General features: G+C 64.2%; 20 protein-coding genes. 3 read left to right on the plus strand and 17 right to left on the minus strand.

Annotated elements, in window-relative coordinates; all coding sequences use genetic code 11:
• Nucleotides 1–17 precede the first annotated feature (17 nt).
• Genes CK224_RS15510 through CK224_RS15520 form a run of 3 tightly spaced genes read left to right on the plus strand, consistent with a single transcriptional unit; the run spans nt 18 to nt 2,591 of the window.
• Nucleotides 18–902: an ABC transporter permease subunit gene (locus CK224_RS15510; protein WP_067003755.1), complete on the plus strand. Its 885-nt coding sequence runs from the start codon at nt 18–20 to the stop codon at nt 900–902.
• On the plus strand, nt 902–1,753 hold the full coding sequence (locus CK224_RS15515; RefSeq protein ID WP_082953860.1) for an ABC transporter ATP-binding protein: 852 nt from the start codon (nt 902–904) through the stop codon (nt 1,751–1,753). The genes CK224_RS15510 and CK224_RS15515 overlap by 1 nt, the downstream gene beginning before the upstream one ends.
• A gap of 13 nt (nt 1,754–1,766) precedes the next feature.
• Nucleotides 1,767–2,591: a dipeptide ABC transporter ATP-binding protein gene (locus tag CK224_RS15520; RefSeq protein WP_095782343.1), complete on the plus strand. Its 825-nt coding sequence runs from the start codon at nt 1,767–1,769 to the stop codon at nt 2,589–2,591.
• A 22-nt stretch (nt 2,592–2,613) separates the two neighbouring features.
• Here the strand turns inward: CK224_RS15520 and CK224_RS15525 are convergent, their stop codons facing one another.
• From CK224_RS15525 to CK224_RS15610, 17 genes are all read right to left on the minus strand, one after another.
• On the minus strand, nt 2,614–3,894 hold the full coding sequence (locus CK224_RS15525; protein ID WP_095782344.1) for a cysteine desulfurase-like protein: 1,281 nt from the start codon (nt 3,892–3,894) through the stop codon (nt 2,614–2,616).
• Between the two features lie 38 nt (nt 3,895–3,932).
• Nucleotides 3,933–4,607: an amino acid ABC transporter permease gene (locus CK224_RS15530; protein ID WP_095782345.1), complete on the minus strand. Its 675-nt coding sequence runs from the start codon at nt 4,605–4,607 to the stop codon at nt 3,933–3,935.
• A gap of 105 nt (nt 4,608–4,712) precedes the next feature.
• Nucleotides 4,713–5,498 carry an ABC transporter substrate-binding protein gene (locus tag CK224_RS15535; protein ID WP_095782346.1) on the minus strand — a complete coding sequence of 262 codons (786 nt, stop codon included), beginning with the start codon at nt 5,496–5,498 and terminating at the stop codon, nt 4,713–4,715.
• An 83-nt stretch (nt 5,499–5,581) separates the two neighbouring features.
• Nucleotides 5,582–6,721 carry an aminotransferase class V-fold PLP-dependent enzyme gene (locus CK224_RS15540; protein WP_095782347.1) on the minus strand — a complete coding sequence of 380 codons (1,140 nt, stop codon included), beginning with the start codon at nt 6,719–6,721 and terminating at the stop codon, nt 5,582–5,584.
• 159 nt (nt 6,722–6,880) lie between these two features.
• A complete protein-coding gene (locus CK224_RS15545; RefSeq protein WP_095777556.1) occupies nt 6,881–7,609 on the minus strand; it encodes a GntR family transcriptional regulator in 729 nt (242 codons plus the stop codon).
• Nucleotides 7,610–7,837: 228 nt separating this feature from the next.
• Nucleotides 7,838–8,233: a RidA family protein gene (locus CK224_RS15550; protein WP_095777555.1), complete on the minus strand. Its 396-nt coding sequence runs from the start codon at nt 8,231–8,233 to the stop codon at nt 7,838–7,840.
• Nucleotides 8,234–8,276: 43 nt separating this feature from the next.
• Nucleotides 8,277–9,425 (minus strand): acyl-CoA dehydrogenase family protein, encoded by a 1,149-nt coding sequence (locus CK224_RS15555; RefSeq protein WP_095777554.1) that lies wholly within the window; start codon nt 9,423–9,425, stop codon nt 8,277–8,279.
• Nucleotides 9,426–9,653: 228 nt separating this feature from the next.
• Nucleotides 9,654–10,466, minus strand: a complete 813-nt coding sequence (locus tag CK224_RS15565; RefSeq protein WP_095782348.1) for an enoyl-CoA hydratase family protein — start codon at nt 10,464–10,466, stop codon at nt 9,654–9,656.
• Entirely contained in the window at nt 10,463–10,927 is a 465-nt protein-coding gene (locus CK224_RS15570) for a MarR family transcriptional regulator (protein ID WP_095782349.1), read from the minus strand. Before CK224_RS15570 ends, CK224_RS15565 begins: the two co-directional genes overlap by 4 nt.
• A complete protein-coding gene (locus CK224_RS15575) occupies nt 10,921–11,679 on the minus strand; it encodes an SDR family NAD(P)-dependent oxidoreductase (protein WP_095782350.1) in 759 nt (252 codons plus the stop codon). The genes CK224_RS15570 and CK224_RS15575 overlap by 7 nt, the downstream gene beginning before the upstream one ends.
• 169 nt (nt 11,680–11,848) lie before the next feature.
• Nucleotides 11,849–14,143: a bifunctional salicylyl-CoA 5-hydroxylase/oxidoreductase gene (locus CK224_RS15580; protein ID WP_095782351.1), complete on the minus strand. Its 2,295-nt coding sequence runs from the start codon at nt 14,141–14,143 to the stop codon at nt 11,849–11,851.
• Nucleotides 14,144–14,330: 187 nt separating this feature from the next.
• Nucleotides 14,331–14,930 carry a VOC family protein gene (locus tag CK224_RS15585; RefSeq protein ID WP_067003761.1) on the minus strand — a complete coding sequence of 200 codons (600 nt, stop codon included), beginning with the start codon at nt 14,928–14,930 and terminating at the stop codon, nt 14,331–14,333.
• Nucleotides 14,931–15,012: 82 nt separating this feature from the next.
• On the minus strand, nt 15,013–15,843 hold the full coding sequence (locus tag CK224_RS15590) for an ATP-binding cassette domain-containing protein (RefSeq protein WP_067003663.1): 831 nt from the start codon (nt 15,841–15,843) through the stop codon (nt 15,013–15,015).
• Nucleotides 15,836–16,726: an ABC transporter ATP-binding protein gene (locus CK224_RS15595; RefSeq protein WP_082980751.1), complete on the minus strand. Its 891-nt coding sequence runs from the start codon at nt 16,724–16,726 to the stop codon at nt 15,836–15,838. Before CK224_RS15595 ends, CK224_RS15590 begins: the two co-directional genes overlap by 8 nt.
• A complete protein-coding gene (locus CK224_RS15600) occupies nt 16,723–17,571 on the minus strand; it encodes an ABC transporter permease (protein WP_095777547.1) in 849 nt (282 codons plus the stop codon). Before CK224_RS15600 ends, CK224_RS15595 begins: the two co-directional genes overlap by 4 nt.
• The gene (locus CK224_RS15605; protein ID WP_095782352.1) at nt 17,564–18,571 is read right to left on the minus strand and encodes an ABC transporter permease; all 1,008 of its coding nucleotides are present in this window, start codon (nt 18,569–18,571) and stop codon (nt 17,564–17,566) included. The genes CK224_RS15600 and CK224_RS15605 overlap by 8 nt, the downstream gene beginning before the upstream one ends.
• 101 nt (nt 18,572–18,672) lie before the next feature.
• Entirely contained in the window at nt 18,673–20,199 is a 1,527-nt protein-coding gene (locus tag CK224_RS15610; protein ID WP_095782353.1) for an ABC transporter substrate-binding protein, read from the minus strand.
• Nucleotides 20,200–20,261 lie beyond the last annotated feature (62 nt).

Genomic DNA, 20,261 nt, shown 5'->3' on the forward strand with positions numbered 1-20,261 from the left:
CGACGGAAATCGCCCCGATGGCCGCCGGCAGCCCGGATCGGCTGACCGGCTTCAAGACCTTCTGGCACTATTTCTCGGTGAACCGCGGCGCCGTCATCGGCCTGGTCGTCTTCATCCTGCTGGTGCTGGCGGCGCTCTTCGCGCCGTTGCTCGCGCCCTATGCGCCCGACGTGCAGGACAAGACCGCCTTCCTCAGGCCGCCGGCCTGGCAGGCGGGCGGCAGCTCGCAATATATCCTCGGCACCGATCCGGTCGGCCGCGACATCCTCTCGCGCCTGCTCTATGGCGCGCGTTTCTCGCTGCTCATCGGCGCCGTCGTCGTCACGCTGGCCCTCGTCGGCGGCATCACGCTCGGCTTGCTGGCAGGCTATTTCCGCGGCTGGGTCGACGTCGCGATCATGCGCGTCATGGACCTGATCCTGGCCTTCCCGTCGCTGCTTCTGGCGCTGGTGCTGGTCACCATTCTCGGGCCCGGCCTGTTCAATGCGATGCTGGCGATCTCGCTTGTTCTGCAGCCGCATTTCGCCCGCCTGGTGCGCGCTGCGGTGATGGCTGAAAAGAGCCGCGAATATGTCGTGGCTGCCAAGGTCGCCGGCGCCGGGCACCTGAGGCTGATGCTCAGGACCATCCTGCCGAACTGCCTGGCGCCGCTGATCGTCCAGGGCACGCTGTCCTTCTCGAACGCCATCCTCGAAGCCGCAGCGCTTGGCTTCCTTGGTCTCGGCGCGCAGCCGCCGACGCCTGAATGGGGCACCATGCTGGCCTCGGCGCGCGAATTCATCCTGCGCGCCTGGTGGGTGGTGACTTTCCCCGGCCTTGCCATACTTATCACGGTGCTCGCCATCAACCTGATCGGCGACGGCCTGCGCGACGCGCTCGATCCGAAGCTCAGGAGGTCGTGATGGCATTGCTCGACATCCAGAACCTCGTCGTCGAGTTCCAGACCGCCTCCGGCCCGTTCCGCGCCGTCGACGGCGTCTCGCTCCGTGTCGACGAGCGCGAGGTGCTCGCCATCGTCGGCGAATCCGGCTCCGGCAAGTCGGTGTCGATGCTGGCGGTTATGGGCTTGCTGCCCTGGACGGCCACTGTCACCGCCGACCGCATGACGTTTGGCGGCCGCGATCTCCTCAAGATGGGTCCGGCGGAGCGCCGCAAGATCATCGGCAAGGACATTGCCATGATCTTCCAGGAGCCGATCGCCAGTCTCAACCCTTGCTTCACCGTCGGCTTTCAGATCGAGGAAGTGCTGCGCTTCCATCTCGGCATGGATCGCGCACAGCGCCGGGCGCGCGCCATCGAGTTGTTGAAGCAGGTCGGCATTCCGGAGCCGGCCGAGCGGCTCAACTCCTTCCCGCACCAGATGTCTGGCGGCCAATGCCAGCGCGTCATGATCGCCATGGCCATTGCCTGCAATCCGAAGCTGCTGATCGCCGACGAGCCGACCACCGCGCTCGACGTCACCATCCAGAAGCAGATTCTCGATCTGCTTGTGTCGCTGCAGGCCAAATACGGCATGGGGCTGATCATGATCACCCACAATATGGGCGTGGTCGCCGAGACCGCCGATCGCGTCATCGTCCAATACAAGGGCCGCAAGATGGAAGAGGCCGACGTGCTGTCGCTGTTCGAGAACCCCAAGAGCAACTATACGCGCGCGCTGCTGTCTGCGCTGCCGGAGAACGCCGTCGGCGACCGGCTGCCGACCGTCTCCGACATGCTGTTCGAGCCGGCGCCCCCAGAAGCCAGTGCATGACCGGAGCCGGCGCATGACCAAGGTTGTCGAAGGCAAGAACATCAAACGCGACTACCATGTCGGCGGCGGCCTGTTCCGCCCCGCGCGCACGGTGCATGCGGTGAAGGGCGTCTCCTTCAGCGTCGATAAGGGCAAGACGCTCGCCATCGTCGGCGAAAGCGGCTGCGGCAAGTCCACGCTCGCCCGCATCATCACGCTGATCGATCCCGCGACCGCCGGCGATTTGTTCATCGACGGCAACAAGGTCGACATCGCCAAGGACGGGTTGACCAAGGAAATGCGTCGCAAGGTGCAGATCGTCTTCCAGAATCCCTACGGGTCGCTCAACCCGCGTCAAAAGATCGGCGACGTGCTCGGCGAGCCGCTGCTGATCAATACCGACAAGCCGGCCGAGGAACGCCGCGACCTGGCGATGAAGATGCTGAAGAAGGTCGGTCTCGGCCCTGAGCACTACAACCGCTATCCGCATATGTTCTCCGGCGGTCAGCGCCAGCGCATCGCCATTGCCCGCGCACTGATGCTGAACCCGAGCCTGCTGGTGCTGGACGAGCCGGTCTCGGCGCTCGATCTTTCGGTGCAGGCGCAGGTGCTCAACCTGCTCGCCGACCTGCAGGACGAGTTCAAGCTGACCTATGTCTTCATCAGCCACGATCTGTCGGTGGTGCGTTATATCGCCGACGACGTGATGGTGATGTATTTCGGCGAGGCGGTCGAATACGGCTCGCGCGACGAGGTCTTCTCGGACCCCAAGCACACCTACACCAAGACGCTTTTCGCCGCGACGCCGCGCGCCGACGTGGCAAGCATCAAGGCGAGGCTGGCGAAGAAGGCGGCGTAGGCTCGAACCAGACGTCCGGGCGTCACGACAGCTTCGCAATGATTGCCCGCAGCGCTTCGCCGAAACGGTGCACTTCCTCGACCGTGTTGTAGTGCACCAGCGAGGCGCGGATCGCGCCGCTGTCCATCGACAGGTGGAGCCGCTTCATCAGCCGCGGCGCGTACATATGACCGTCGCGGATGCCGATCTGCAAGGCCGCCATCTCCTCGACGATCCTCTGCGGCGACAGTGTGCCGATGTTGAAGCAGAAGGTCGGCACGCGCTCATGGATGCGCGCCTCGTCGGCGACGCCGTAAATTGTCGCGCCGCAGGCCTTCAGCACCTTCATCATCTCGCGCGCCAGCGTCAGCTCGTAGTCGCGAATGGCGTTCATGCCGGCGACGATGTTGTCGCGGCGCGAGCGGTTGCTCTCGGCCAAGAAATTGCGGCCGATCGACTCCAGGTAGCGCACCGCTGCGTCCATGCCGGAGACATTCTCGTAGATGAAGGTGCCGGCCTCGACCTTGTAGGGCGGCTCATCCGGGATGAAGTCCTCGCGAAAGGTCGGCAGCCGCTTCAGCGTTTCGAAGCGGCCCCAGAGAAAACCCATATGCGGCGAGAAATTCTTGTAGCCTGAGCAGACGAGATAGTCGCAGTCCCAGGCCTGCACGTCGATCAGCCCGTGCGGCCCGTAATGCACGCAGTCGAGGAACACTTCCGCGCCTGCCGCATGCGCGATCTTGGCGACCGAAGCGACATCGACAATCGAGCCGATCGAGTGCGCGGTTACCGTGCAGGCGACGAGCCGGGTGCGGTCCGACATTAGCGGCTTGAGGTCGTCGACATGCAGATTGCCGTCCTCGTGCATGCGCCACCATTTGAACCTGGCGCCGGCCTGCTCCAGCGCCAGCCATGTCGCGATGTTGGCGTCATGATCCATGTCGGTGACGACGATCTCGTCGCGTTCCGCAAGCATCTGGCCGATGCCGAGGCTGACCAGGCGGATGAACGAGGTGGCGTTCATGCCGAAGCAGATTTCGGACGGGCTGTAGGCGTTGATCAAAACCGCCACGCTTTCACGCGCTTCGGCGACGGACTGGTCGACGGTGACGCTGCGGCCGTAGCGGCCGCCGCGCTGCACGTTGTGCTCCACCAGATGGCTGGTCACCGCGTCGAGCACGCTTTGCGGGATCTGCGCACCGGCGGCGTTGTCCATGAAGATGAAGTCGCCGGCCTGCCGGAGCGCAGGGAACATGGCGCGGATCTTCTCGACTGGGAACGAAGCGGCGCTCTCCTGCGCTTTCGAAACGTGGTGCTGGTTCACGGGAGTCTCCTTCAGCTAATCGAGGTCATTCCAAGGGATCAGCGCGCGGACCGGGCTTTACCACGCTCTTCGAGGTAGCCGACCAACCGCACCAGCGGCCACAGGAAGGCGAGATAGATGATCGCCGCGCCGATCAGCGGCGTCGGATTGGCCATCAGCGCCTGCGCGTCGGTCGCCTGCTTCAAGAGGTCCGGCATCGCCACCACCGAGGCGAGCGCGGTGTCCTTGAACACCGAGACGCAGTTGCTGGTGAGCGGCGGAATGACGACACGGATCGCTTGCGGCAGGATCACCTTGCGCATGGCGACCCAAAAGGGCAGGCCGAGCGCCGAGGCCGCCTCGAACTGGCCCTTCGGAATGTTCTCGATGCCGGCGCGGCAGACTTCCGCCGTGAAGGCCGCCAACACTAGCGACAGCGCAAGTGCTGCCGAGACGAAGGACGACAGGCGGATGCCGATGAAGGGCAGGGCGTAGTAGATCAGGATCAGCACCACCAGGATCGGAAGCGCGCGGAACATGTCGATGTAGAGCGTCGCCAGCCGCCTGAGCGGCTTTGGCGCGTAGAGCCGCACCAGGCAGATCGCCAGCCCGCCGATCGTGCCGAAGACGATCGCCGCGCAGCCGAGCAGAATGGTGTTGCTAAGACCGCGGATCAGGATCGGAAACGACCGGACCAGGATGCCCCAGTTGAAGAAGGTGTCGATCAGTTCCATCGGCCCTCACCGTGAGACAAGGTTCGCCGTGTTTGGCGAGACCCAAATGATCGCGAGAGCGCCAGCGGTTGCTGCCGCTCCCGTCTAAATTTCTGATCAGCCGGCTTATTGCGGGATCGGGCCAGGCGTCACCGTGCTGGTGCCGGCTTCCGGATCGACGCCGAACCACTTCTTGTGGATCGCGGCCATGGTGCCATCCTTCTTCATTTCGCTGATGGCGTCATTGATCTTTTCAAGCAGCGGATGGCCCTTCTTGGTCATCATGGCGAAGCGCTCGCCGGTCGGGATGCGCACCAGGATCTTAAGCGCTGGCATCTGCTTGATGGCGAACAGGAAGCCGGCGAGCTCGCCCGCGCCGCCGTCGATGCGGCCGTTCTGCACGTCGAGCAGAAGGTCCTGCTGGGCGTTGTAGCTCTTGGTTTCTGCAACGCCGAGCTTGGCGGCGTTCTCCTTCATGTAGGCTTCGCCTGTCGAGCCGGCGATGACCCCGATGGTCTTGCCCTTCAGATCGTCGAGCGACTTGATGGCGGAATCCGCTTTGCCGACGATGGTACCGTCGCTGTCGTAATAGGCTTGCGTGAAGCCCTGGTTCTGCAGCCGCTCCTTGGTGACCGAGATTGAGGACACGGCGAAGTCGATGCGGCCCGAAGCGGTTGCTGCGAACAGCGCCTGGAAGCCGAGATCCTGGAACTCGACCTCTGCGCCGATGCGCTTGGCGACATCATTGGCGACGTCGATCTCAAACCCCTCGAAACCACCCGAATCGGTCTTGTATTCCCATGGCGGGTTGGCCGGATAGGCGCCCACCATGATCTTGTCGGCAAAGGCGGGCGCCGCAAAGGCGAGGCCGGCAGCGACGGCCATCCCAATCAGTCCTAGACGTTTCAACATCTTGCTTCCCTCTGGTTCGGTTCCTGATCCGCCCCTTTCCGGCGCCAAACTCCCGGGCGCCGCAGGCGAGGCGGTACCTGAATTCACGACGCACGGCGTCGCCGCGAACCGATATGCTCCGTGAGCTGCGCGATCAGCGCATCGACCGCCGTCTCTGTGGTGACCATGCCGGAAGACAGCCGCAGTGTGGTGCCGCGCGCATCGCAGTAAAACCGCTCGTCGCGAAGCGCAGCTATGATCTTCGCCGGCTCGGTGCCTTGCGGCAGGCCGAGCATCACGCTGCCGCCGCGTTCACTGGCATCGAGCGGCGAGCGGATCTCCCAGCCATTCTCCAGCGCGGCGCCGATGATACGCTCGACGAGCCCGGCATTCTGCGCGCGGATGATGTCGATGCCGGTCTGTTCCACCCACTCCAGCCCGGGCAGCGAGGCGACGCTTGCCAGGATCGCCGGCGTGCCATGATCGAAGCGGCGCGCATCGTCGGCGTAAGTGAAAGCGTCGAGGTCCCAGGAGAACGGGTTCGGCTGACTGAACCAGCCCCGCAACTCCGGCCGGCAGGACGCCAGAAGGTCCGGCGCGACCTGCAAAATGCCGGCGCCGGAGGATCCACACAGCCATTTGAGCGAAGTCGAGACCACGAAATCGACCGGCGTCGCGGCAACCGAAAACGGCGCCACGCCGATGCCCTGTGTGACATCGACGCCGACTATGCTGCCCACGGCGCGGCCATGCGCGGCGAGGCGGCCGACATCGCAGCGGTACGAGGCCGTCGAGGTGACGAAGGTAATGAGCGCGAGCCCGACATCCGCCTGCCAGCGGTCGATGAAATCCTGGTCGCGAACCCAGGTCTCGCCAGGCCGCAATGGGACGGTGTCGAGGGTGAAGCCGAAACGCTCTCCCAAGCCCGCCAGCAGGAAATGCAGGCTAGGAAAACAGTCGGCGGCGACCAGCAGCCGCTTTCCCGCCAGCCGCTCCGTCGGCAAGCCACCGATCAGGCTATAGAGCGCGGCGGTGACATTCTCGGCCGTGGTCAGCGTGCCTTGCGGCGCCTCGATCAGCCGCCTCCAGGCATCGATGAAGCGTTGCCGCGCCGCAAGCGCGGCAGGCCACTGACCGTCGTCTTCCGCCGACCAGATGTTCGAGAAATCCGTCAGCGAGGCGGCCATTCGCTCGGCCTTGCCGGGGAAGGTGCCGATCGAATGATAGAGAAAATAGCCGGACATTCGCTGTCTCGCTCCCTGTGATCATGTGATCACAAATACGGACAGGGATCAATGCGCCGCGGCTGAAGAAATGCGGGTCGGCGCCTCAAAATCCGGCTGTTCTCTTGGTCCAGGAGCTTGGCCCAGGCGGCTTCAAAGCCACTCTGCGGCGGCCGCCTATCAAGGCGCCCTTCCGAAAGCGGCAAAATCGACCGGTCTGGGCTCCGGCACGTCAGGACAGATCGCCCGCAAAGTCGCTTGTGTCGCCGTGATATCGGCCACCACCTCGTCGCGCGCGCGGGTGAAATCCTTGTCCTTGATGGCCGCTATGATCGCGGCGTGCCGGCCCGAAGGCTCCATGGTGCCGGCGCGCATCAGCGGCGCGACATGGTTGGACAACAGCCGCATGTACGGACCGAAGCGCAGCCACAGCGTCTCGATCAGCTGAAACAGCACATCGGAGCCGGAGGCGCGGTATATGGTGAAGTGGAACTGCTGGTTCTTGGCGATCAGCTCGTAGATGCTGCCGTCGCGGCCGATCGCCCGCTGGTCGTCAGTAACCCTTTGCAGCAAGCCGATCTCGGCTGCGGTCAGGCGCGGCGCGCCAAGCTCGGCGGCCAGCCCCTCGACGGCGAGCCGGGCCCGGCAGAGGTCGTCGAGCCGCGCTCGAGTCACCGCGGGCACGCAGGCTGAGCCGTTCTGCGAGATTTCCAGCGCGTTCTCCGCCGCCAGCCGCCGCAACGCCTCGCGCACCGGCATATTTGAGGTGCCGAAAGCCTCCGCCAGCGAGGCGATGGTGAGCACCTGCCCGGGATCGAAGCTGCCGACCATGAGGGCATGGCGAAGCTGCTGGTACACGCCATCCTGGACCGTGATGCGTCCCGATATTGGTTCGAAGCCCAGAGCCACGCTTTTGCTTCCTTGGGAGCCGGCAAAGTTTATGTGCGAATATCCGCCGACGCGGTATGATCATCTGATCACAAATTCTGCCGGCAGCCAAGCGGCCGTTGCCGTACTATCACGGCAATGCTGACGGACGGAAGGCAGATACGATCCCTCGAGCGTCAGCGCCGAGTTGGCGTAGCCGCCTTCGCCGCTTCAGGCCATTGCGAAATAGAAGCCAGTAGCGCCTCCGGCTCACTCCGGAATAATTGCGATTGCCTGTATCTCCACCTTCGCCCGGTCCTCGACCAGCGCCACCACCTGCATGGCGGCCATCGCCGGAAAATGCCGGCCGATGACGGCGCGGTAGGCTTCGCCGATCCCTTTGAGGTTGGCGAGGTACTCGGCCTTGTCGGTAAAATACCAGGTCATCGAGGTGATGTGCTGCGGCTCCCCGCCGGCTTCGGCGAGAACGGCGACGATATTGGAGAGCGTCTGGCGCACCTGATCGACGAAATCGTCGGTCTCGAACCGGCACTCGGCATTCCAGCCGACCTGGCCGCCGATGAAGACCAGCCGGCCACGCGCGGCAACGCCGTTGGCATAGCCGATCGGTTTGGCCCAGCCTTCCGGCTGCAGGATCGTGTGCATGTCTAGCCTCCCTTAACTGAAATGGGACCCGCAAGGCATGGTCTCACGCCGCTCCCATCACCTGCCTGGCGATCACCACTTTCTGCACGTCGGAGGCGCCCTCATAGATGCGCAGCGCGCGTATCTCGCGATAGAGGCTCTCGACGATGTGGCCCTTGCGCACGCCGTCGCCGCCATGCAGCTGCACCGCCTTGTCGATCACTTCCTGCGCCTTGTCCGTGGAGAACAGCTTGGCCATTGCCGCCTCGCGAGTGACGCGGGCGGCGCCCATATCCTTGGTCCAGGCGGCGCGATAGACGAGCAGGGCGGCGGCGTCGACATCCAGCGCCATGTCGGCGATGTGGCCCTGCACCATCTGCAGTTCGGCCATCGGCGCGCCGAACAGTTTTCGCTCGGACACCCTTTTGATGCTTTCGTCCAACGCTCTTCGAGCAAAGCCGAGCGCCGCGGCACCCACCGTCGAGCGGAAGACGTCGAGCACCGACATGGCGATCCGAAAACCGTCGCCGGGTTTACCGATCAGGGCGGAAGCCGGAACGCGCACATTGTCGAAGGAGAGCCGCGCGAGTGGATGCGGGGCGATAACTTCCAATCGTTCGGCGATGCCAAGGCTTTTGGTGTCCGCAGGCACGATCAAAGCGGAAATTCCCTTGGCGCCGGGCGCCTCGCCGGTGCGGGCGAAGACGATATAGACGTCGGCAATGCCGCCATTGGAGATCCAGGTCTTCTCGCCCGAAAGCACATAGAAGTCGCCGTCGCGGACAGCCGCCATCTCCATGTTGGCGACATCCGATCCCGACCGCGGCTCCGACAGCGCAAAGGCTGCGATCGCCTGGCCCGCCCGCGTCTTTTCCAGCCAGCGCTGCTGCTCCGGTGTGCCGAACAGCGAGATCGCGCCGGTGCCAAGGCCCTGCATGGCGAAGGCGAAGTCGGCGAGCCCGTCATGGCGGGCGAGTGTCTCGCGGGTGATGCAGAGCGTGCGCACGTCGAGCGGCTCCGGCTTGTCGGGATCGAGCGCCGTCGGCTTCAGCCAGCCGTCGCGGCCGAGCATGGAGACGAGGTTGCGGCAGGCCGCGTCGACATCGTGGTGATCGACGGGCAGTTTCTTGGCGCACCAGGCGTCGAGTTGCTCGGCGAGCTGGCGGTGGCGGTCTTCGAAGAAGGGCCAATGGAGGAAGGAGCGGTCAAGCATTTGTGCCTCCGCACTTCTGCGAGGTTTGCACTTTACGGCGCGCCCCTCTGTCCTGCCGGACATCTCCCCCACAAGGGGGGAGATTGGCAGTTTTGGCGCTCCGCTCATTCTTGCGACCTTGGCGATCGGCGAAGGCAGAGACGACAGCTGATCTCCCCCCTAGTGGGGGAGATGTCCGGCACAGAGGGGGGCGCTGTCCCGCCACCGTCTCCGTTAAAAGAGCCATCCTCAATTCCCCTCGAACACCGGCTTTTCCTTGGCCACGAACGCCTTGTAGGCACGCTCGAAATCGCCGGTCTGCATGCAGATCGCCTGTGCCTGCGCTTCAGCCTCGATCGCCTGGTCGAGACCCATCGACCATTCCTGGTTCAACTGCGTCTTGGTGATGCCGTGCGCGAAGGTCGGGCCGGAGACGATGCGCGCTGCCATCTCGAGCGCGTCGGCCTCGAGCCCCGCCGCATCGACCAGCCGATTGTAGAACCCCCAACGCTCGCCTTCGGCCGCGCTCATCGTGCGGCCGGTGTAAAGCAGTTCGGCGGCGCGGCCCTGGCCGATGATGCGGGGCAAGATCGCGCAGGCGCCCATGTCGCACCCGGCAAGGCCGACGCGGGTGAACAGGAAGGCGGTCTTTGCTTCCGGCGTCGCGATGCGGATGTCGGAGGCCATGGCGATGATCGCGCCGGCGCCGACGGCGACGCCATCCACCGCCGCGATGATCGGCTTGCCGCAATTCAGCATCGCCTTGACGAAGTCGCCGGTCATGCGCGTGAAGGAGAGCAGCGCCTTCATGTCCATCTTGACCAAGGGTCCGATGATGTCGTGGACATCGCCGCCCGAGCAGAAATTGCCGCCATTGGGCAGGAACGCCACGGCGTCGACGTCATCGGCGTAGACGAGATCGCGAAAAGTGTCGCGCAGCTCGGCATAACTGTCGAAGGTCAGCGGGTTCTTGCGCTCAGGCCGGTCGAGCCGGACCTTCGCGACCCTGCCTTCCACCTCCCAAAGGAAGTGCTTCGGCTTGAGCTTGGCCATGGCGCTCATTCGCGTCCCTCCCAATTGCTGCGGAACGATTTCAGCATGCCGGTCAGCCGGCGCGCTTCGTCCTCGCTGACAGTGCCGAGCAGCTCGCCGACCCAGTTCTCATGCGCCGCGGCGATTGCCGCGAAAGACTTTGCGCCTTCCTCGGTCAGCCGCACCATCGAGGTGCGGCGGTCGCCGTTCCGGCGCGCGCGCGTCACCAGCCCTTCGGAGACCAGCCTGTCGACGATGCCGGTGATATTGCCGTTCGACACCAGCAAGAATCGCGACAGGTCGCTCATCAGCATGCCCTCCGGCGAGCGGTAGAGCGCCGCCATCACGTCGAAGCGCGGCAGCGTGGTGTCGAACTCCTTCTTCAGCCGCTCGCGCAGCTCGGCCTCGATCGTGCGCGAAGCACGCAGCAGGCGGATCCACAGCCGCAACCTGTCCTTGCCCGGCCCGATAGACGTCGGTCCCGCTACCATGTCTCGCCTCCCGAGACCGAGATCGCCTGTCCGGTGATCGACCGCGCCGCATCGCTGCAGAGCCAGAGCACCGTCGCGGCGACCTCTTCCGGCTGGATGAAACGTGCCTGCGGGTTCGCAGCCGAAAGGCTCGCGCGTGCCTCATCGGCGGAACGGCCGGTCTTCTCGATGATGCGCTGGATGGAGTCCTCCAGCATGTCGGTTTCGACGAAGCCCGGGCAGATGGCGTTGACGGTGATGCCGGACTTGGCGGTCTCGGCTGCGAGCGCCCGCATCAGCCCGAGGACGCCATGCTTGGCCGCTACGTAGGGCGCGACATACGCGTAGCCCTTCAGTCCGGCGGTCGAGGCAATGAAAACGATACGGCCTGTCTTCCGCGCCAGCATGCCGCCAAGCGCTGGCTTCACGGTCAGGAAAGCGCCGGTGAGGTTGACGTCAAGCGTGCGCCGCCAGTCGGCGAGCGAGGTCTTGTAAGCCGGCGCACTGGCAGCCATCCCGGCATTGGCGACGACGATCTCGAAGGGACCGCGCGCCGCTTCGGCCTTCTCGTACAGCGCCGTCATGTCGGCTTCGTCGGTGACATCGGCGCCGATGCCGAAGATGCGGTCGTTTGCCTTCGCGACTTCATTCAGCGCGGCCTTGCGGCGGCCGCAGATGGTGACGGCGACGCCGGCTTCCGCCAGCGACAGTGCGATTGCACGGCCGACGCCGGAGCCGCCGCCGGTGACCAGGGCATGCTTGCCGGCGATCATGCGCCAGTCCTCCAGGCAAGGCGCTGCCACTCACCCTTACCCTCTCCCCGTGAAGGACGGGGAGAGGGGGCCGCCAGCGTTTGAGCTTGTGCCTTCTCCCCGTCCTTCACGGGGAGAAGGTGCCGGCAGGCGGATGAGGGGCAGCGCCGACGTGAAAACATAAATGCGCTCATACCTTCAGCCCTGCCGCCGCTTCGCGTTCGGCCAGCCGGTAGATCTGGTCGCGTCCGCGCAGATAAGGATCCGGCCATTTGACGCCGCGATCGCCGAGGGCGACCGCCGCATGCAGCGTCCAATAGGGATCGCTGAGATGCGGCCTAGCCAGCGCCACCAGATCGGCGCGTCCGGCCATCAGGATCGAGTTGGCGTGGTCCGGCTCGTAGATGTTGCCGACCGCCATCGTCGCCATGCCGACCTCGTTGCGGATGCGGTCGGAGAACGGCGTCTGGAACATGCGGCCATAGACCGGCTTGGCGGCGATCGTGGTCTGACCGGCCGAGACGTCGCAGAGATCGACGCCGGTTTGATGCAGAAGCTTGGCGATCTCGACCGCATCGGCCGGCGTGACGCCTTCGATGCCCACCCAGTCATTGGCCGAGATGCGCACCGAGATAGGCTTTTCGGCCGGCCACACGGCGCGCACCGCGTGGAAGATCTCCAGCGGATAGCGCATGCGGTTCTCCAGCGAGCCGCCATAGTCGTCGGTGCGCCTGTTGGTCAGCGGCGTGATGAAGGCGGAGAGCAGATAGCCATGCGCGGCGTGGATCTCCAGCATGTCGAAGCCGCAGCGCTCGGCCATCTCCGCCGAGGCGACGAACTGGTCGCGCACAACGTCCATGTCGGCGCGGTTCATCGCCTTCGGCACCTGATTCTGTGGCGACCACGGCACGGCTGAAGGCGCCATCACCGGCCAGTTGCCGGAGGGCAGCGGCTCGTCCGTTCCTTCCCAGCCGAGGCGGGTCGAGCCCTTCGGGCCTGAATGGCCGATCTGGGCGCAGATCTTGGCTTCGGTCTCGATGTGGACGAAATCGACCAGCCGCTTCCAGGCGACCTCATGCTCGGGCTTGTAGAAGCCGGTGCAGCCAGGGGTGATGCGTCCCTCCGGGCTGACGCAGGTCATCTCGATATAGACGAGCCCGGCCCCGCCCTTGGCGCGCTCGGCATAGTGGGCGAAATGCCAGTCGGTCGGGCAGCCGTCGACCGCCTTGTACTGGGCCATCGGCGAGACGACGATGCGGTTCGTGAGCGCCATCTCGCGCAGTCTGAATGGCGCGAACATCGGCGCGCGGCGCAGCATGTTGCCGCCGGCGCCGGCCTTGCGCTGGAACCATTCCTCCGCGCCCGCCAGCCATTCGGCATCGCGCAGACGAAGGTTCTCGTGGCTGATGCGCTGCGAGCGGGTGAGCAGCGAATAGTTGAATTGAACTGGATCCAACCCGAGATAACGTTCGACTTCCTCGAACCATTCGAGCGAGTTGCGCGCCGCCGATTGCAGTTTCAGCACCTCGGTGCGGCGAGCATCTTCGTATTTGCGGAAGGCCGCTTCGAGGTCGGACTCGGACTCGACATAGTCGGCGAGCGCGACGGCGCTCTCCAGGGCCAGCTTCGTGCCGGATCCGATCGAGAAATGCGCCGATGCCGCCGCGTCGCCCATCAGCGCCAGATTCTTGTAAGACCAGCGCTCGCAAAGCACGCGCGGGAAGTTGATCCAGGCCGAACCTCTGATGTGATTGGCATTGGTCATCAGCGAATGGCCGCCGAGATGCTTTTCGAAAATGCGCTCGCAGACAGCGATCGATTCCTGCTGCGTCATCGCGCCGAAACCGAAGGAAGCCCAGGTCTGTTCGCTGCATTCGACGATGAAGGTCGCGGTCTCGCTGTCGAACTGGTAGGCATGCGCCCACACCCAGCCATGCTGCGTCCTTTCGAAGATGAAGGTGAACGCGTCGTCGAATTTCTGCGTGGTGCCGAGCCACACGAACTTGCATTTGCGCGTGTCGATGTCGGGCTTGAAAACGATGGCGAAGGTGGCGCGCGACTTCGAGTTCAATCCGTCGGCCGCAACGACAAGGTCGTGCGTTTCCATGAACGGCCTGGGATCGGAAATCTCGGTCTCGAACATCATCTTGATGCCGAGCTCGCGCGCTCTGCGCTGGAGCAGAATTAAAAGCCGCTTGCGGCCGATGCCGCAGAAGCCGTGGCCGGTCGACACCGTGCGCACGCCGTCATGAATGACGGCGATGTCGTCCCAGTAGGCAAAATGCTTCCTGATCCAGACCGCGCTGACAGGGTCGTTCCTGGTCAGGTTCTCCAGCGTTTCGGCCGACAGCACCACACCCCAGCCGAACGTATCGTCGGGGCGGTTGCGCTCGTAGACCGTCACGTCATGCGCGGCGTCGCGCAGCTTCAGCGAGATGGCAAAATAGAGGCCGGCCGGTCCGCCGCCGAGAACCGCAACCTTCATGTCTTGCGATCTCCTCTAGAGCAATTCCAGGGAAAGTGCGTAGCGGTTTCCCGTCCGGAATTGCGTCAAACGCTCAATGGGCATCAGGGACCGCCGAGGGGCCGGCGGTTCCAACATCAGTATCGCGCCTGCCGGCAATTATTTCAATCTTAAAGTTTCATAATTGAACAATTGCGGCGCGATCAGCTCACTTGGCTGGATCTTTGGGACTCCACAGCACCGTCTCGGCGCCTTTCTCGTAAGCCATGCCGTCGGGATAGCTGATCGCTTCCAGCTGCAGTCCCCAGGGCGCCTGGAAATAGAGGATGGTTTGACCGGCGGCCGGTCCTTCTTTGACCGGCAGAGGGCCCATCCTGGTCTTCACGCCCTTGGCGTCGAGATAGGCCTTCGCGGCGGCGACATCGTCGACATAGAAGGCAATATGGAAGCCGCCGATGTCGCTGTTCTTCGGCGTCAGGTCCTTCTGGTCGGGCGCGGTGTATTTGAACAATTCGATGTTCGATCCATAGCCGCAGCGCACCAGGGTGATTTCCTCGATTACCGCTTTTGGATCGACGCCGAGCAGGTCCTGCATGAAGGTGCCCTTGTCGTCGGCGAACGGCCCGAAGGACATCGCCTTCTTGCAACCGACCACATTGGTGAAGAAGTCGACGGCCTGCTTCATGTCGGGCACGGTGACGCCGGTATGGTCGTGGCCGCGCATGCCGGGGATCGAGTCGGCCGAAGCCGTTCCCATTGAGCCGAACAGGATTGCGCCGAGCATTGCGCCGCTTGTTGCGTATTTCATGTCAACCTCCATTGGCGGGCTGACTTTGCTCCCATGCACATCCGAGGCCCGCTGTTCGGTGTGCGGACAAGGTTTGCCTTTCTCATGCCGGTGCCTTTGCAGGCGGCTGCAGCCAGTCCGCATCGATCTCAGGCAGCGGGATGGCAGCGAGCAGGTCGCGCGTGTAAGTCTCCTTCGGATTGTCGAAGAGCGCGTCGGTTGCGCTGGCTTCGACGATCCCTCCCTCGCGCATGACGATGACTTGCCGGCAGAGCCGCCGGATCACCGACAGATCATGGCTGATGAAGGCGACCGTCAGCCCCATCTCGGCCGCGAGCTTTTCTAGCAGCGTCAGGATCTGTGCCTGCGTCGAGACGTCGAGGCCGGAGACGATCTCGTCGGCCAAAACGAATTTCGGCGACAGCGCCAGCGCCCGTGCGATGCCGACGCGCTGGCGTTGCCCGCCGGACAGCTCGTGGCGGTAGCGGCCGGCAAAACTCTGCGGCAGGCCCACACGCTGCAGGGCTTCCGCCACGCGCTCCTTCAGCCGGTCGCCAAGCCCGTTCTGCCTCAAGGGTGCCGCGATGATGCTGAAGATGGTGTGCCGCGGGTTGAGCGACGACATCGGGTCCTGGAAGATCATCTGCAGGTCGCGACGCAGCGGTCTGAGCTCCGCTTCCGAAAGATGGCCGATGTCTCGCCCTTCGAAGCTGATCGAGCCGGCGCTCGGCTCGATCAGCCGCACCAGCGCGCGGCCGAGCGTCGACTTGCCGGAACCGGATTCGCCGACGATGCCGGTCACCGATCCCTTGGGCAGGTCGAAGTCCAGTCCTTTGAGGATCTCGGCCAGTGGCGCCCGGCCGATCAGCGGCTTGCGCGTCATGTCGGGCAGCGCCACCTTCAGTCCGCGGACGGAAAACAGCGGCTCAGCCATGGCTTGGCCTCCACGCCCTGTCGGCGCCCGCGACCTCGTCCGCGAGCCCAGCCAGCACGGTTTCGTTCACCGGCATCAGCGATGCGTAGGGATCGGTATAGCGCGGCGTCGCCGCGATCAGCGCCCGCGTGTAGGGGTGCTGCGGCGATGCGAACAGGTCGGGGGTCGCGGCTTCTTCGACCACCTTGCCGGCATAGAGCACCGACACTTTCTGGCTGATCTTGGCGACGACACCGAGATCGTGCGTGACGAACAGGAGCGCCGTGCCGTGGTTGCGCTGCAATTGCGCGATGAGGCGCAGGATCTGCTTCTGCACGGTCACGTCCAGCGCCGTCGTCGGCTCGTCGGCGACGATCAGCCTGGGCTCGGCGGCGAAGGCGGCCGCGATCAGCACGCGCTGGCGCATGCCGCCCGAGAGCTCGTGCGGATAGCATTTCAGAACACGTTCGGGCTCGCGGATCTGCACCTCTTGGAGCAACTGCCGGATACGCTCGTCTGCCTTTTCACCGCTCCAGCCGAGGATGCGCACCAGCCGGTCGGTCGTCTGCGGGCCGATGCGGCGCGACGGGTTGAGTGCGGTGAGCGGGTCCTGTGGGATCAGCGCGGTACGCGCGCCGATCAGCGTCCGCCGCGCCTTCGCATCGAGGCGGCCGAGACTCTCGCCCTCGATCAGCATCTCGCCTTCGACGATGCGCACGCTTTTCGGCAGCACACCGAGCACCGCCTTGCCGATCATCGTCTTGCCGGCGCCGCTCTCGCCGACCAGCGCGCGGACTTCGCCCGGCTGCACGGTGAGCGATACCGAGCGCAGCACGCGCTGGCCGTTGGGCAGCACTGCGCTCAAGGAGCGGATTTCGAGGCATGGTTCCATATTGGCGCTCATCGCAGCACCGGATCGAAACGCGCCTTCAATCCTTCGCCGAACTGGCTGAAGGACAGCACGGTGAAGATCAATGTGATCAGCGGGAACACCAGCACCCACCAGGCCTGGTGGATCGACAGCCGGCCCTCGGCAATGATGCCGCCCCAGGTCGGATCGTCGGTCGAGATCGACAGATTGACGAAGGAGAGGATCGCCTCGACGATGACGGCGATGCCCATCTCAAGCGACAAGAGCGCCACCACCGACGGCAGCACATTGGGCAGGACTTCGCGCAGCATGATGCCGATGCGGCCATAGCCGGCGATGCGCGCGCTCTCGACATAGTCCATGCGCGCCTGACTCATCGCCTCGGCCCGGATCACGCGGCAGAAGCGCGTCCAGTCGATGACGGCGATGGCGATGATGACGGAGCTCAAGCCTGTGCCCAACACCGCGACTAAAAGGATCGCGAACAGCACCGGCGGGAAGGCCATCCAGACATCGACGATGCGCGAGATGACGCGGTCGGCCCAACCGCCGAAATAGCCGGCAATGAGCCCGAGCGCCGAGCCGATGAGGCAGGCGGACGCCGCCGCGGCGAAGGCGACGATGAAGGCGATGCGGCCGCCGAAGATCAGCCGTGACAGGAGATCCCGGCCCAGGCTGTCGGTGCCCAGCCAATAGCCGGGCTCAGCGCCGTCGAGCCAGAAGGGCGGCAGACGCTCGAGCATCAGGTCCTGCGCCAGCGGATCTTGCGGTGCGATCAGCGGCGCGAAGATGGCCGCAAGCAGCGCCAGCAGAAGCCAGCCGCCGGCCAGCCATAGCCGCGGGCTGAGGCCCCGTCGCAAAATGCGCGCCTCATCCATGACGCAGCCTCGGATTGAGCAGCGCATACATCATGTCGACGCCAAGGTTGATCAGCACGAAGAGCAGCGCGAAGACCAGCACGATGCCCTGGATCAGCGGCAGGTCGCGGTTGATGACGGCATCGATCGCCATATTGCCGAGACCCTCATAGGAGAACAGCCGCTCGACGATAACCGTGCCGCCGATCAGGAAGGTGAACTGCACGCCCACCAGCGTCAGCGTTGGCAGCGCCGCATTCTTCAACGCCTCGCGCAGGATAACCTGCGTTTCGGAAAAGCCTTTGACCCGCGCGAGCACGACATAGTCGAGGTCGAGCACTTCCTTCAGCGACTGTTTCAGGAGTTGCGCGATGATCGCCGCCAGCGGCAGCGCCAGCGCGATCGCCGGCATCAGCATGTGCTTGAGCAGATCCCAGGTGAGATCGAAGCGGAGCCGAAGCAGGCTCTCGGCCAGATAGAACTGGGTGACGAAGGGCAAATCGAGCTGCGGCGACACTCGCCCCGAAATGTCGAACACCGGAATAAGCACGCCGAACAGCAGGATCAGCACCAGGCCCCACAGGAAATCGGGGATGGAGAGCGTCGCGCCGCTGGCGATATCGATGCCGGCTTCGACCGCCGTGCCGCGCGAACGCGCACCGAGGATCGCAGCGGAGACGCCGATCGCCACCGCCATCAGCAGCGCGACGGTGGCCAATTCCAACGTCGCCGGCAGCCGGTTGAAGACGAGGCCGAGCACATCCTGGCGCAGCGAGATCGAAGTGCCGAAATCGCCATGCAGCACGCCGGCGAGCCAGATGAAGAACTGCTGCACAATGCTCTTGTCCAGCCCATAGAGCGCGCGCAGACGCGCTATGTCGTCATTGCTGGCGCCGGGTGGCAGCATCATCGCGATCGGGTCGCCGGGCGCCACGCGGATGACGACGAAGACGACGACGGCGACGCCGAACAGCGTGACCAGAATCGTCATCAGACGAACAAGAAATCTCTGCAGCAGCATGCTCGCTGAGCCTAATGCATTCGGCCCCTCACCGGCCGGATGAGGGGGCCCGCGCGTCGTTGGAGAAGGTGCGCTGCGCCAGCGCAGCTTCCCAGATGTCATCAGGCCGGGGTCATCAGCGCCGGCAGCAGCGCGCCCGATACATGCTGCACGACATTGACCTTCTTCGAGTGCACGATCGGCTGAGCATACTGCATCAGCGGCAGCACATAGGCCTGCTCGGCGATGTATTTGTCGACGGCCTTCCAGCCGGCGATGCGCTTGGCCTCGTCCTTCTCGCCCCACAGCGGATTGATCATGTCGATCAGGTCCTGGCTGTCCCACACCGAATGCGGGCTAGGTCCATACATGGCAAAGCCGGTCGAGGTGGTCGGATCGCCGATCGCATTCCCCCAGTTGTAGAAGGCGGCCGGCGCCAGCTTGTCGGCGGCCCGCAGCTCGTAATGCTTGGCGATCTCGTAGACCTCGATATTGGCCTCGATGCCGACCTTGCGCCACATGCCGACGATCGCCTGGATCATCTCATAATCCTTGGGCTTGAAGCCCTTGGTCGTTTGGATCGTGAACTTGACCGGCTTCTTGGGCGAATACCCTGAAGCGGCGAGCAGTTCCTTGGCCCTTTCCGGATTGTGCTCGACTATGATCGACGCGTCGAAGGCCGTGTATTCCGGCGTCTCCAGCGTAGCGATCGGCTGGCCGTAGCCGCGCAGCAGCCGCTTGACCAAGAGCTCCTTGTCCACTGCCATCACAGCCGCCTGGCGGACGTTCTTGTCGAGCATCGCCTCGATGTCGTTGAAGAAGATCATGCCGATGTCGGAGACATTCTTGATCGAGCCGGCGAGTCCGTCCTTGGCGATCAGCCGGTCATATTCTTCATAGGGGATTTCGAGCGTCACCTGCGAGGAGCCGGACTCGACCTCGGCGACGCGGCTTGCCGCGTCGGTGACGAACTTGATCGTCACATTCTCGAAGGCTGGCTTGGCACCCCAGTAATTCGGATTGGCCTTCAGCCGCAGGAAGGCGTTGCGCTCGAATTTGTCGACCATATAGGGCCCGGTGCCGATCGGCGCCTTCTCGAAGCCTTCCGCGCCCACCTTCTCGTAATAGGCCTTCGGCATGATGTAGCCGGTCAGGAACGACATCCATTTGAAATAGACCGGATCGAACTGCACGACGTCGCCGGTGATCTTGTTTCCGTCGATCTTGAAGTTGTTGACGTTCTTCCAGACGAACTGGATCGGGTTGCCGGTCTTCTCGTCGCCCGCCCGCTGCAGCGACCAGACAACGTCCTCGGCGGTGAAGGGCGAGCCGTCATGCCATTTCACGCCGTCGCGGACCGTCATCGTCACCTTGCTGCGATCGTCGTTCCAACCCCATTCGGTGAGCAGGCCGGGTGTGAAGGAGAGGTCCGGCTTCTGCGGGATGAACTGGTCGAACACGGACTGGTAGAGGCCTTGGATGGTCGGGTTAACCGCCGAAGGCCCGGTCGTCGGGTCCCAGGATGGCAGGTTGACGTTGTAGGCAATGGTGAGCTCGTCCGCCGCCTTGGCTGCCTTCGGCAGTCCGAGTGTCGCCGCGCCAAGCGCTGCCGCGCCAAATCCAAGCAAATCGCGTCTGTTGATGGTCATGGTCGTTCCCCTTGTTGGTTGTCGGTTTTTGACTCATTGTCCGCGCGGCGTTGTTCATTCGG

It is taken from the genome of Mesorhizobium sp. WSM3862, assembly GCF_002294985.1.
Classification (GTDB): Bacteria; Pseudomonadota; Alphaproteobacteria; order Rhizobiales; family Rhizobiaceae; genus Mesorhizobium.